Source organism: Streptomyces sp. NPDC005931 (assembly GCF_042871235.1).
In the GTDB taxonomy this organism is placed as follows: Bacteria; Actinomycetota; Actinomycetes; order Streptomycetales; family Streptomycetaceae; genus Streptomyces.
Window position 1 is genome coordinate 331,821 of record NZ_JBIAIG010000005.1, and the last position, 13,347, is coordinate 345,167.

Here is a 13,347-nt window from a genome sequence, read left to right on the forward strand (position 1 = left end):
CCTGCGTGCTCGTGGTACGCCGCGGGCGCTCAGGCCCGGCGGACGGTGATCGTCGTCCAGGCGCCCACGTGGACCCGGTCGCCGTCCTGGAGCGGGACCGGGACGAAGGGCTGGATCGGTTCGTCCGAGCCGTTGACCGTCGTGCCGTTCGTCGAGTTCTGGTCGACGACCGCCCAGCTGCCGTCCGGCTGCTGGACCAGCACCGCGTGCTGGTGCGAGACGCCCGGGTCCTCCGGCGGCGTCGACAGGTCGATGTCCGGGGTGTCACCGGTGGAGTGCCGGCGCCGGCCGATGGTGATCTGGTTACCGGTGAGCGTGCGCTGCTGCTCGGGCGAGTACGCGGGCAGGTTCAAGCCCGCGGCCTCGGGGCCGGAACGCTGCATCATCGCCATGAAGTACTCGCGGTCCGGACCGATCGTGACGATCCAGCTCGTCGGGCCCTGCGGCTCGTGCGGCTGCTGGGGGAAACCTCCGGGGCCGGGAGGCGCCTGGGTCGCGCCCGGCTGCGGATAGCCGTACCCGCCGTGCTGACCGGGACCACCGGCACCGCCGGGACCACCGGGACCACCGGACGGCGGGGAGAGCAGCCAGTCGTCGTCACCGCCGAAGGACGGGCCGCCCTGCGGGCCCCGGCCGGTCTCCTGCGGGAACCCGGGCGGGGCCGCCGGACCGGGCTGGTAGCCCTGCGGGCCCCCGCCGGGACCGCCGTGGCCACCTGGACCGCCGTGGCCGCCGGGACCGGGCGGCGGCGGGGTCGGGCGCGACGGGTCGCCGCCGAAGCCGTGCGGGCCCGGCGGGATCGGCTCGGCCGGCCGGTTCATCTGCGAGGGCCGCGAGCCCTGGTACTCGTAGGAGTCACCGCCGCCGTACGACGGGCCGGGCGGCTGCTGGAAGCGCGCGCCCGGGCCGGGCGCCGGCGGGCGCGGGGCGGGTGGGGTGTAGGAGGTCGCCGTGTTCGTCAGGAAGTTCCACCGGCACTCCTCGCAGAACGGCGCGCCGCCCTCGCGCGGCGTACGGCACTGCGGGCACAGCTCCGGCTGGCCGCCGAAACCGCCGGGGCCGCCCGGGCCGCCGGGAGGCGGGAAACCGTAGCCACCGCCGGGCGGCGGCGGAGGGGGAGGTGGAGGCACGGCACCCGTCATGCGGTGACCGCAGACCTCGCACCAGTCGTCGGAACCCGACTGGTGTCCGTTCGGGCAGGTCGGCATGTCGGCGCTTCCCCCTCTCCTTGTCCGGCCGTTTCCGGCCGGTTTCTCCAACCCCAAGGGGTCAGGCTCGGTTGCTTTCAGTCACTTCTTTACACGAACGGTCTTGGTGGACCGAGTCTCGAGTGTCATCTCGTCGGCCTCCTCGACCTTCGCCTTCAATCGCACAGTACCGGTCGCGGCGTCCACGACGTCCACCACCTTCGACAGCAGTTTGGCAGTATCCGCGTTGCCGGACGCACTCGCGAGCTGAACGGCGCGGCCCAGTTTGGCCGTTGCTCCATCGAAATCGCCCGCTTTGCGCAGATCGAGCCCCTGCTGGATGACTTGGGCCAGTTCGGCCTGCCCGGTGTAGTGGGCGACCTGGGGGTTGATCGACGTGGAGGCGGCCATGTCGTCGGTCCACACGGCCCGCACCAGACCCTGCGCGCCGAGGTTCTCCACACTGCCGTCGGGCTGCGGAATCACCAGCGACAGCCGGGCCGCCAGCATCTCCTGGCCGAGACCCGCGGGCGGAACCTCCACGCACAGGTGGTAGTCACGGGACTCGTCCCCCCAGGAACCCAGGGGGTAGTCGCCGGCGCGCGGCCCCGCCTCGGTGCGGCGGTCGGTCAGTTCCTCGACCGTCGGCGCGACCTGCTTGAAGAACTTCACAGTCGTGCCGACCGGAGTCCACAGCCGCAGGGAGACGTCCGCGACCTCCTTGCCCATCGCCGTTTCCATCATCCGCGTGAAGTCGGCGGCCAGACCGGCCGGGTCGGCGACGATGTCGGCGGTACCGAGCAGCGCCGAGGCGATCCCTGTGACTTCTTTCACTTCCCAGTCGGTGCCCACTCCGCGCGCGTCACAGGTGAACCGCCCGGCGCACGCGTCCAGCGCCGCCTTCAGCTCCTCGGGGGCCTCGTGCTCGTTGCGCCCGTCGGTGAGCAGGATGCCGTGCCGGATCGCCACGTCCTGTGACGACAGCAGCCGGTCGGCCAGCCGCAGCCAGGTGCCGATGGCCGTGCCCCCGCCCGCGCTCAGCTTGCGCAGCGCCAGCTTGGCCTGCTCCCGGGTGGTGGTGTCGGCCACCGCGAGGCGCCCCGCGCCCGGGTAGACCTCCTTGGCCACGTGCGTGCCGCCGACCACCGCGAAGTGCACGCCGTCGCGCAGGGCGTCGATGGCGGCGGCCGTGGCGTCGCGGGCGTTGCGCATCTTGGTCGGCGGGTAGTCCATCGACCCGGAGCAGTCGACCATCAGGACGACGGCCGCCGAGGGGCCCCGCCCGGGTGCGTAGACGTGGGGTGCAGCCACCGCGCTGCCGATGGTGCCGCCGCCGGTCGCGGTCACCGTGACGACCGCGTTGACCTCCCGGCCGCCCTGGGGCAGGTACTCGTTCTGGTACACGTCCACCGAGAACTGAGGCACGTTGGACTTCGAGAATTTGGCCATGCCTGCTTCGATCCCCCTCAGGTGCCCCGACGGCGCGGGGCGACGACGGATGGCGGACCGGTCCCCTCCGGTCCGTTGAGGTGTCCTCGTGCGAGGTGTCCCCGTGCGAGGCGTCCCGCGCGGCGCCCGGTCCCGTCCGGACGCCGCCGCGGATCCTCAGGCCGATCCTGCCCCCTGCGGGGTGGCCGGGAACGGGACGAGGGCCACTGTTACGTTGTCGTGGCCGCCGCCGTCGAGAGCGTGGCCGACCAGCACCCGGGCGCCGTGCAGCGGGCGCGCGACGGCGTCGGTGGGCACCGCCTCGGCCATCTCGTCCGCCGATTCGGCGTAGTTCCACAGGCCGTCGGTGCAGACCACGACCAGTCCGGGCCGGTCCGGCTTGAACGACGCGGTGTGCGGCTCCAGTTCGTAGGCGTCGGCGCCGAGCCAGCCGGTGATGGCGTGGGCGCGCTGGTCGGCGTACGCCTCCGCCTCGCCCATCAGGCCCGCGGCGACCATCTGCGCGGCCCAGGAGTCGTCCTCGGTGAGCCGGGCGGCCGGTGCGGAGCGGTCCACCGGCACCCAGTAGGCGCGGCTGTCGCCGACCCAGCCGACGACCAGCAGGCCGTTGGTCACCACGGTGCCGACGATGGTGCAGGCCGGGGCGTTCTGGTGCGGGGCCTGCTCGCGGGCGGTGGCGGGCTCGTCGGCCAGCGCGTTGACCGCGTCGGCGGCGGCCACGATCGCGTCGTGCATCGCCTGCTGTGGGTGCGTGCCGCGCGGCAGTGCCGCGAGCAGCGACTCGCTCGCCGCGCGGGAGGCGGCCAGCGAGGCGTCGTCCGGGCGGGTCGCCGAGGAGACGCCGTCGCAGACGATCGCCACGGACACGGGGGAGCCGTCCGGCAGCGTGGTCGTGGCCACGGCGAAGGCGTCCTCGTTGCGGTGGTGGCGCAGGCCACGGTCGCTGACCGCGGCCACGGGGCCGCATTCCTGTTCCATGTGGTCCCGTTCGCGTGGCTGGGCGTGGCCGCAGTTCTCACAGTAGCCGTCGTCGTCCACCCGGCCCGCCCGGCACGCCACGCACACCGCGCCGGTGGCCTGCGCGGGCTCGGCGGCCACGCGCGGATCCGGCGCCTGGAGGGGGTACTCGTCGGGCTGCGCGGGCGGGTGGACGCCGCCGGACTGCTCGGTGGGGTGGACGGCCTCGGGCTGCGGGGCCTGCCGCGGCGCCGGGGGAGTGTCCGCCGGTACGGCCGGCGGCTCGGGACGGTCGAAGCGCACGCCGGACGCCGGCACCGGCGGTGCCGCCGGCGGGGGCGGAGGCACCGGCGTGCCCTGGGCCGGGAGCCCGGGCGTGACGGGGGGCTGCGCCGCGGGCTCGCCGGACGCGGGGGAGGCCGGGTTCGTGCCCCCGGAGTGGTCCGGCCGGTGCGCGGGGGCGGCGCCGGCCGCAGTGGGCGCGGGCCAGGCCGGTGCGGCGGGCGGCGCCGCGGGGGGACGCGGGTGGTCCCGGTCGGCGCCGCCCGGGGCGGGCACCGAGCCGTTCAGGGCGATCGTCGGATGGTCCTGCGGCCGTGCGGGGACCGCGGACAGGTCGTATCCGCACGCCCCGCAGAAGCGGTCACCCGACTCCAGGGGTTCCGCGCAGCTCGGGCACTTGGACAGAGCGGCCTGCTGAGGCATCTGCGACATCAACTACACCCACGTCCGGGGGCGGTAACGGTTGGCACGTTCCACCAGGTCGATCCTCTCCTCGCCGCTGCGAGCCAGCCGGGCCAGCGTGCGGTACGAACGCTCCAGGCCGAAGCGCAGGCCCCGCTCGTCCAGACCGCTGCCGAGCAGCATCCGTCCCCCGGCGGCGGGATCGACGGAACCCCGGCCCCCGGAGAGTACCCAGTCCAGCGCACAACCGAGGACCTCGGCCGACAACTGCTCGCGCCGCGCCGGATCCAGACCGAACGCCTCCAGGGCCTCGACCTGCCCGGCGGCTGCGGTCAGGTCGTCCAGGAACGGTACGTCACCGGCGGCGGTGCGTCCCCGCAGGCGGGCGCGCACGGCGGCCACACGTGCGGCCGTGTAGTGGATGGACGACTCCGGCACCGACTCCAGGGTGCGTACGGCCCCTTGCCGGTCCCCGGTCGCGAGCCGCACGCGGGCCAGGCCGAACGCGGCGCTCACGTGGCTCGGGTCGGTCGACCACACCAGGCGGTAGTACTCGGCGGCGTTGTCCAGCTGGCCCAGCACCTCCGCGCACAGCCCCAGCGCCAGCTTGGGCGCGATCTCGCCGGGGAAGGCGTCGTAGATCGCGTCGAAGGACAGCGCGGCGGCCTCGTGGTCGCCGGTGACGAGGGCGGCCACGCCCCGGTACCAGACCACCCGCCAGTCGTCCGGGTCCTGCTCCTCCAGCGTGCGCAGCGTCTCCAGCGCGGCTCCCGCCTCGCCGGTCTCCAGCCGGGCGCGGATCTCGCGCAGCCGGGTCTCCGTCGACGGGGCCGGCGCCGCGGCCAGGGCGTTGATCAGCTCGCCGGGGGCCGAGGCCACCAGGCCCGCGAGGAAACCGGCGTTGGGGTCGGAGGGATCGACCCGTGGCACCGGCAGCGCCAGCGCGGCGGCGGGACGGTCGACGGGCCTGACCAGCCCGGCGGCGGGCCGGCCGGCGGACGCGGGCCGTGCCGGGCCGGGGGACGGCGCGGGGAGCGCCGGACCGGAGGACGGCGCGGGGAGGGACGACGCGGGGAGCGCGGGGCCGTTCGACGGGAACGCGCCCGCCGGAGCGGGTTGACCGGCACGGACGGGCGTGCGGCGCCGACCGCGCGGCTGGGGCACACGGGCGCCCAGGAGGGAGACCTCGCCGTGCTCCTTCGGGAACAACTCCGTGTCGGTCACCCGCGGTTCCGGCCCGAACAGCGTGGACAGGGCCGGGCGGGCGCGGCCCGTCTGGAGTGACACGACCTCCCGCAGCACGCCCGTGAGCTGCTCGGACATCTCCTGCGCGGAGGCGAACCGGCGGGCCGGGTCCGGATCGGTGGCCCGGACCAGCAGCCGGTAGAACGACTCGTACTGCCGGAAGACCTCGATGTGGTCCGGGTCGGGCAGCGAGTCCACGAAGACGTTGGTGTAGCCCTGGAAGTCGAACGTGAGGACGGCAAGCGTCCGGGCGACGGTGTACAGGTCGGAAGCCACCGAGGGACCCGCCTCGGCGACTTCCGGTGCCTGGTAGCCGACGGTGCCGTAGATGGCCGACTCGTCGTCGTCCGTCCTGCGCACCGCGCCCATGTCGATCAGCTTGAGCTGGTCCTCGGTCTGGATCGCGTTGTCGACCTTGAAGTCGCAGTACAGCAGGTTGCGGCTGTGCAGATGGCCCAACGCCTCCAGCGCCTCGATGCCGTACGCGCACGCCTGCTCGACCGGCAGCGGATCGCGTCTGCCCTCCGGCGTGCGGCGGCCGTTGGCGATCTCCTTGAGCGACTTGCCGCCGACGTACTCCATGACGATGTAGCCGTCGAGGGAGCCCGTGCGCTGGTCGAGGTGCTCCACGAAGTTGTAGATCCGCACGATGTTGGCGTGCTCGATCTCCGCGAGGAAGCGCCGCTCGGAGATCGCCGCCGCCATCGCGTCCTGGTCGCCCGTGTCCAGCAGGCCCTTCAGCACCACCCAGCGGTCGGAGACCGCGCGGTCCACCGCGAGGTAGATCCAGCCCAGGCCGCCGTGCGCCAGGCAGCCGACCACCTCGTACTGGCCGTGCACCACGTCCCCGGACCTCAGCTTGGGGACGAACGAGTACGGGTGACCGCACTTGGTGCAGAAGCCCTCCGTGCGCCCCGCCCGGCCGCCGCGGGCCCGGCCGACCGGCGCCCCGCAGTCCGAGCGCGAGCAGAATCGCTTCCTCTCGGGCACCTCGGGGTTGTCCAGCACCATCCGGCGCGGGTCCGGCCGCGGGATCGGGGGCACCTGGACCAGCCCCGCGCCCAGCCGGCCCCGGGTGGAGGAGCCGGCGGCCGAGCCGGAGCTGCGCACCGACACCGAGCGGCCCGTGCTGCGGCCCGACAGCGAGCGCGAGAGCCGCCCCGACACCGAGCGACGGGACTTCGACGACTGCGACGACGTGCGGGTACTGCGGCTGCCGGAACGGGAGCTGCGGCTGCCGCTGCCCGACGAGCCCTTGCCGCCGCCGGTGATGCCGGTCGGGGACGAGGGGACCATGCCGGTCGCCGACACGACGGGCGCGAGGCCGCAGGTGTCGCAGTACAGCTCGCCGCCGCCGACGTCCTCGTAGGTCCCGCCGCAGCCGGGCCGTTGGCAGGTGCCCGGGGGGCGCTGCGGTGCGGAGCCCTGCTCCTGCTCCTGTCCCTGCGTCGGCCCCTGGTTCCGGATGTCCGGCTGGCTCATGACGTCGCCTCCCCCTTGTCGCTCATGCGCCGGGCCCCCTTCGGTCCTCGGGCACGCCCCGACCGGGCACGCCGTGGGGGCCTTGGGCCGGTCCGCCTCGGCCCGGCACCCGCGGGGCGGTGCCGAGCACGTCGGCCGCCGCCTGCTGATAGCGCAGCACGGCCTGCTCGGCGGCGCGAAGATCGCAGGGCGCGCTCCACAGCATGCGGCGCGCCTTCTCGTACCGCTCGACCAGCACCGGGTCCTCCGCGAGGCCGTGCCGGGCGACCTTCGCCTTGTACGCGTCGAGCCGGCCGCGCAGTTCCGCGCGCACCGCCAGTGGAGCGGTGACCGCGGTCAACGACTCCCGGGCGCGCAGCAGTTCGTCCTCCGCCTTCTGCTCCAACGACTCCAGCAGCGGGGACAGCCGGTGCCACTGGGCGTGCCTGCGGTACTCCGCGGCCGTCGCCAGCTGCTCCTGGAGCACGGTCGGCGGTCCGCTGACCACGGGCACCTCGGTCGCCGCGATCTTCGCCAGCACCTCGCCGCGGGCGGTGCGGGCCTCCGCCAGGGTGCGGTCGGCGCGCGACAGTACGTCCCGCAGCCTGACGATGCGCTTCTCCGCGTCCTGACGGACCGTCAATACCGCGTCGATCTCCCGGCGCACGTCCTCCAGCGCGCGGGCCTCCCGGTCGTACACCGTGGTGTCCGGCTTGCCCCCGCCCGGCGCCGAACTGCCCTCCGCCGGCTTCCAGAACGCCAGCGGGTCCGACACCACCTGCTCGCGCAGCCTGGTCAGGGTGCGCGTGATCCGTTCCAGGTCGTCGCCCGCCGGATGCTCGCCGGGCCGTACGCCGACGGAGTGCGCGAGCCTGCGGGTGCGTTGGAGCTCGGCGGCCAGTAAATCGATGCGGGCGGGCAGCGCCGACCACACCGCGTCGGCGGCGACGACCATGTCCAGCGAGGACGCGTACAGTTCGTTCATGCGGTCGACAAGGGTGGCCAGGGAGTAGCGCTCGCTGAGCCGGCCGCCGACGCCGGCGACGGTGACGCACTCGCCGCGCAGCAGTTCCGTCAGCTCCACCAGGTCCTCACGGCTGGACCAGCGGCGGCGGGCCCGGATCTCGCGGGCGGTGCGCAGCGCGCCGCTGTAGGCGTCGAAGTGCGACCACAGCAGCGTGATCGACGCCTCGGTCGCCGCCCAGCGTTCCTCGGTGAGGCCGGTCAGCCCGGCGCCCTCCAGAAGCCTTCTGCCCGCGTGGTCCTGGAGGGCGAGGAGCGAGGTCTCGATCGCCTCGTGCTCTGCGCCGAGCCGCGCCAGCGCACGGTCCACCTCGTCCCGGTCCATCACCGGCCCGGTGGGGTCCGTGTCGCCCATCGATCACCTCTCGCTGCGGGTCATTGTCTTCTGCGGGTGGAGTTGTGGTGGTTGTGGTGGTTGTGGTGGGGGTCTGGAGTCGTCCGTCCTTGGCCGTTCGTCGTTGGTCGTCCGTCGTTCGTCGTGCTTCCCGGCCGGGTGCTGCGTCAGTTCTCGCGCAGGTATTCCGGAGCAGGGGGCTCCGACTTCGATGAATCCCCGCCCAGCGTCGCCGACAACCACCTCTCGTACGACGCCTGCCAGCCGTTGGTGTCGTCCTGGCGGAAGTCCACGAGAATCCGGTTGACCCGGCGTACCAGATCGTCCGCGTCCTTCTTCATCGCCACGCCGTAGTACTCGGTCGTGAAGGCGTCGCCCTTGAGCTGGACCGTCGGATCCTGTGCCGCCTGGCTCGCCGCGAGCGCGCCGTCGGTGACCACGGCGTCCACCTCGCCGAGTTGCAGCCGCACCAGGCAGTCCAGCTGGTTGGGAACGGTGGTGCGGATGTCGGCGGACGCCGGCAGCCTGCCCGCCTTCCGGTCCTCCTCCAGCTTCGCGTACGCCGTCGAACCCGCCGCCGTGCAGATCTCCTGCTCCGCGAGCGTCCCGTCGTAGCCCTTGATCGAGGACGACCTGGGCGCCAGGACCTGCTGGCCCGTCTTGAAGTACGGGGCGGAGAACGCCACGTCGGCGAGGCGGGTGCAGTTGATCGTCATGGTGCGGACCACCATGTCGACCCGGCCGTCCTGGATCGCCGGGATGCGCTGGTCCGTCGGGATCGCCTTGAACTGCACTGCGTCCGGGTCGCCGAGTATGTCCTCGGCTATGCGGTGCACCAGGTCGATGTCGAAGCCCTCCAGCTCCCCGCTGTCACCGCTGTTCGGGTTCCGGTAGCCCCAGCGGTAGCTGTTCTGGTCCACGCCCACGACCAGCTTGCGCTTCTCGCCCCGGCGGTTCTTGATCGCCTCGATCGTGGGGCCGTCCGCGCCGGACGGGGACAGCGTCTGCTTCTCCGGCTCGGTGCAGTCCTCCTCCGCCCTCGCCTGCGCGGCCCCGGTCACGCCGTGCCCGACGGTGTCCGCGGCCCCGGCGGCGCCCCCCGGGGAGCCGGTGCACGGCAGCAGCAGTGCGAAGAGCAGGGCCACGGCGCAGGCGGCCGCCATCGCGCCCACTCCGCCCCAGCCCCTCAGACCGGCCCGCACGCGTCGCGCGAACATCCCCACGCCCCCTCTCACCGGTACTCCGACAGCCTGCGGCCGATGCCCAGCAGCGCGCCGGCCGCACCCAGGACCGCCAGGACGGCCGCGCCCACCGGCAGGCCGGTCAGCGCGTCCCGGCCGTCACCGGCTGCCGCCCTGAACTCCGCCTGCTCGTGGGTCAGCGCGTCCGCCAGGTTCTTGTCGACGCTGTCGAAGCACTCGCCGGTGGCGCCCTTCGCGCCGATCACCATGTCCAGCGCCTGCTGGTAGTTGCCGTTCTCGTCCTGCTCACGGGCGGCCCCGTGGCGCTTCTTCCACTCCGTCATGTTGGCCACCGCCGCGGTGACCGGCTTCGCGCCGGAGTCGTCGTCGGCCAGCTCGCGGGCCCGTTCCAGGCCCTGGCCGAGGGTGCTTATGTCCCGCTCGAAGGCGTGGTCGTAGGCGTCGAAGGTGTCCTCGCCGACCTTCTTCGTCTCCGCGCCGCGCGCCACGAGCGTCAGGTTCTCGTTGCCGCGCGCCCTCAGCGAGGCGATACGGGCGTCGTGCAGGACGTTCAGTGAGCGGACGCCCTGGTCGCGGGACTCGTCGAGGCCGGCGCGGGCGACGCTGTGGCCGACGACCAGCCACAGCAGGACGACCGTGGCCGCCGCCGTCGCCGCGACGAGGCCGTGGTTCAGCACCCGGTGGGTGCGCAGGTAGGTGCGGCGCTGGGCCCAGGCGAGGGCGGCCAGTGCCACGACGCCGAGGGCGAGGGCGGCCCAGGGGTACGGCGTCGCGTCCGCGTAGTCCGACTGGAGGCGCTGCTTCTCCTTGGCGTAGAGGTCCTCCGCCGCCGGGAGCATCTCGTTCTGCATCTTCTCGTTCGCGTACCGCAGATAGGCGCCGCCGACGGGGAAGCCCTGGCGGTTGTAGGTGCGGGCGCGCTCCACCAGGCCCTTGTACTCGGGGAGCAGGCGGTTGAGCTTCGTGATCGTCGCCGCGGAGGGGGAGCCCGGGTCGGAGTTGGCGGCGGCGTTGACGAGTTTGGCGGCCGCGGTGCGGATGTCCTTCTCGTAGCGCTCGCGGGTCGCGGCGGACTCGTGGCCGCCGGCCAGGAAGCCGCTGGAGGCGGCCGTGTTGGCGTCCGCGAGGGAGCGGTAGATGTCGGCGGCGTCCGAGCTGAGGGGCTGGCTGCTGGTGAGGACGTCGTCGGCGGCCGCGGCCCGGTCGGTCATCTGCCAGGCGGTGACGGCGCCGAAGGCGACGACGAGGAGGGCGAGGACGGCGCCGATGATGCGCAGACGGCCGGGTTCCGTGGTGGCGGCGGCGCGGAGGCGGTCGACGCCCTCGGCGAAGGCGGTGCGGCGGGGGGAGGGCGGGGTGGACGGCGTGGGGTCCGGTGGTGCTGCCAGGCTGCCCGGCGTGTGTGTCACTGCTGACCTCCCCCATGGTCATCCGTCGCGGCAAGTATCGCTGCCGGGGGCGACCTTCGCACCGGGCTTGGCGCGATCTTGATGCGATTGCAGCACTACCCCCTGAGCGCTACCCCCTCAGGAACACGCGGGGAGTATCTGTTCGGTTCCCCGGTGCGGACTCGGTGGGGGTCGGCGCTCCCGTGCCGGTGGCGCCGGCGCCGACGCGGGTCGGGTGGAGGTGAGGGCCCGGTGCGCAGGCCCCGGACGGGGCGGGACGCCGCGCGAGGGGGGAACGGGCGAGAGGGCGCACCCAACCGGCGAGAGGGCGCACCCAACGGGCGAGAGGGCGCACCCAACCGGCGAGAGGGCGGCACCCGGGGTTTCCGGTTGCCGCCCTCTTGCGCCGGCCGTCGGCGGCGCCGGCTACTTCGTGGTGCTCGGCGGGGTCAGCGGGGACGCGGCCATCGACTGCGGGGAGCCCGTGCTCGCGTAGGCCGAGGGGGGCGCGACGCCCGCCGTGGGGTCCGGGGCGGCCTCCACGTCCTCCGTGGCCGTGGCGCCGCCCACGATGCGGATGTCGGCCGCGTCGAAGGCGCGCTTGATGCGCCAGCGCAGTTCGCGCTCCACGGTGAGGGACTTGCCGGGCATGGTCTTCGCCGAGACGCGGACCACCATCGAGTCCAGCAGCACCGAATCAAGGCCCAGCACCTCGATCGGGCTCCACAGGAGCTCGTTCCAGGGCTCCTCCTTGCCCGTCTTCTCGGCGACCTCGACGAGCGTGGCCTTCACCCGGTCCAGGTCCTCCTCCGCGCGGACGGTGACGTCCACGTTGGCCGTCGCCCAGCCCTGGGAGAGGTTGCCGATGCGCTTGACCTCGCCGTTGCGCACGTACCAGATCTCGCCGTTGTCACCGCGCAGCTTGGTCACGCGCAGGCCGACCTCGATCACCTCGCCGGAGGCGACGCCCGCGTCGATGGTGTCGCCGACGCCGTACTGGTCCTCCAGGATCATGAAGACCCCGGAGAGGAAGTCCGTCACCAGGTTGCGCGCGCCGAAACCGATCGCCACACCGGCGACACCGGCCGAGGCCAGCAGCGGCGCCAGATTGATCTGGAAGGTGCCCAGCACCATCAGCGCGGCCGTGCCCAGGATCAGGAACGAGGCCACCGAGCGCAGCACCGAGCCGATCGCCTGGGACCGCTGGCGCCGCCGCTCGGCGTTGACCAGCAGACCGCCGAGCGAGGAGCCGTCCACGGCCTGGCCGGTGCGGGACATGCGGTCGATCAGCTTGGTGATCGCCCGCCGCAGCACCACTCTCAGCACCGCCGCGATCACCACGATCAGCAGGACCCTGAGGCCGATCGCGAGCCACGTCGACCAGTTCTGCTCCACCCAGCCGGCCGCGTCGGTGGCCGTCTCCTGGGCGTCCTGGAGCGAGGGGACCACCGGTGTCTGGGACTGCGAGGGTGTCGGTGAGGGGCCGTCGGCCAGTGAGACGGCGGACAAGGACACGAGAGGTACCTCCAGGTGCACGTCTGCCCCGTGCGGCGGTCGGGTCGGACAGGTCACGGAAAGGTCACCGGCGCGGGCAGAACCACCACACTAACGGGGCATTGTGGGGGGATCGGCCGGATGTGTGAAGAAGAGACGGCCCTCACCCGGGCTTGAACAGGCCATGATCCTGGGGATGCTTCTGGATGTGGTCGAAAACACTCCCAGCCCGTTACCGGCACATGGTGGCGCTTCCACCAGGCATGAGGGGAGACTGACTACGAAATCGTCCCGGCGCGAGCCACGCGCCGCCGGCGTACAAGGAGGCATCCGTGCCGCATGTCCTGGTCCTCAACGCGTCGTACGAGCCGCTCGGCGTCGTACCGCTCCGCCGCGCGCTCGTCCTCGTCCTCGAGAACAAGGCCGTATGCCTCGAGGAGTCCGGCGCCTATCTGCACAGCGCGACCGTCACAGTCCCCGCACCCAGCGTGGTCCGGCTCAAGCGATTCGTGCGGGTTCCCTACCGGGGGCCCGTACCTCTGACCCGCCGGGCGCTGTTCGCCCGCGACGGGGGCCGGTGCATGTACTGCGGTGGCGTCGCAACCAGCGTCGACCACGTCGTCCCGCGCAGCCGCGGGGGCAAGCACGTCTGGGACAACGTGGTGGCCTCGTGCCGCCGCTGCAACCACGTGAAGGCCGACCGTCACCTGTTCGAGCTGGGCTGGCGCCTGCGCCACAAACCCGCCCCGCCCACCGGCCTGGCCTGGCGCATCATCGGCACCGGCCATAGGGACCCGCGCTGGCTGCCGTACTTGCAGCCGTACGGCGCGGACGACGCCCTGGCCCGGATCGACGGCATTTCCGCCTGACGACGATCCGGGCCTTCGTATGGGCGGACGACCGGGCGACCGTCCCCGGGGAAC

9 protein-coding genes are annotated in these 13,347 nt (G+C 73.3%); 1 reads left to right on the top strand and 8 read right to left on the bottom strand.

Going from position 1 to position 13,347, the window contains the following annotated elements; translation table 11 throughout:
• Nucleotides 1-29: 29 nt before the first annotated feature.
• The 8 genes from ACFYOV_RS15710 to ACFYOV_RS15745 all read right to left on the bottom strand — a co-directional run bounded on the left by ACFYOV_RS15710 (nt 30) and on the right by ACFYOV_RS15745 (nt 12,445).
• The gene (locus ACFYOV_RS15710) at nt 30-1,208 is read right to left on the bottom strand and encodes an FHA domain-containing protein (RefSeq protein ID WP_389087738.1); all 1,179 of its coding nucleotides are present in this window, start codon (nt 1,206-1,208) and stop codon (nt 30-32) included.
• A gap of 81 nt (nt 1,209-1,289) precedes the next feature.
• Nucleotides 1,290-2,636: a VWA domain-containing protein gene (locus ACFYOV_RS15715; RefSeq protein WP_389087741.1), complete on the bottom strand. Its 1,347-nt coding sequence runs from the start codon at nt 2,634-2,636 to the stop codon at nt 1,290-1,292.
• 156 nt (nt 2,637-2,792) lie between these two features.
• Nucleotides 2,793-4,307 carry a PP2C family serine/threonine-protein phosphatase gene (locus ACFYOV_RS15720; protein WP_389087744.1) on the bottom strand — a complete coding sequence of 505 codons (1,515 nt, stop codon included), beginning with the start codon at nt 4,305-4,307 and terminating at the stop codon, nt 2,793-2,795.
• Between the two features lie 3 nt (nt 4,308-4,310).
• Nucleotides 4,311-7,004, bottom strand: a complete 2,694-nt coding sequence (locus ACFYOV_RS15725; protein ID WP_389087746.1) for a tetratricopeptide repeat protein — start codon at nt 7,002-7,004, stop codon at nt 4,311-4,313.
• A 22-nt stretch (nt 7,005-7,026) separates the two neighbouring features.
• A complete protein-coding gene (locus ACFYOV_RS15730; protein WP_389087748.1) occupies nt 7,027-8,361 on the bottom strand; it encodes a hypothetical protein in 1,335 nt (444 codons plus the stop codon).
• A gap of 146 nt (nt 8,362-8,507) precedes the next feature.
• Nucleotides 8,508-9,557, bottom strand: coding sequence for a glutamate ABC transporter substrate-binding protein (locus ACFYOV_RS15735; RefSeq protein ID WP_389087750.1), 1,050 nt, complete (start codon nt 9,555-9,557; stop codon nt 8,508-8,510).
• A gap of 14 nt (nt 9,558-9,571) precedes the next feature.
• A complete protein-coding gene (locus ACFYOV_RS15740; protein WP_389087753.1) occupies nt 9,572-10,951 on the bottom strand; it encodes a hypothetical protein in 1,380 nt (459 codons plus the stop codon).
• A gap of 405 nt (nt 10,952-11,356) precedes the next feature.
• Entirely contained in the window at nt 11,357-12,445 is a 1,089-nt protein-coding gene (locus ACFYOV_RS15745) for a mechanosensitive ion channel family protein (RefSeq protein ID WP_389087755.1), read from the bottom strand.
• A 311-nt stretch (nt 12,446-12,756) separates the two neighbouring features.
• Here ACFYOV_RS15745 and ACFYOV_RS15750 point away from each other — a divergent pair, with 311 nt between their 5' ends.
• On the top strand, nt 12,757-13,293 hold the full coding sequence (locus tag ACFYOV_RS15750) for an HNH endonuclease (RefSeq protein ID WP_344642092.1): 537 nt from the start codon (nt 12,757-12,759) through the stop codon (nt 13,291-13,293).
• Nucleotides 13,294-13,347 lie beyond the last annotated feature (54 nt).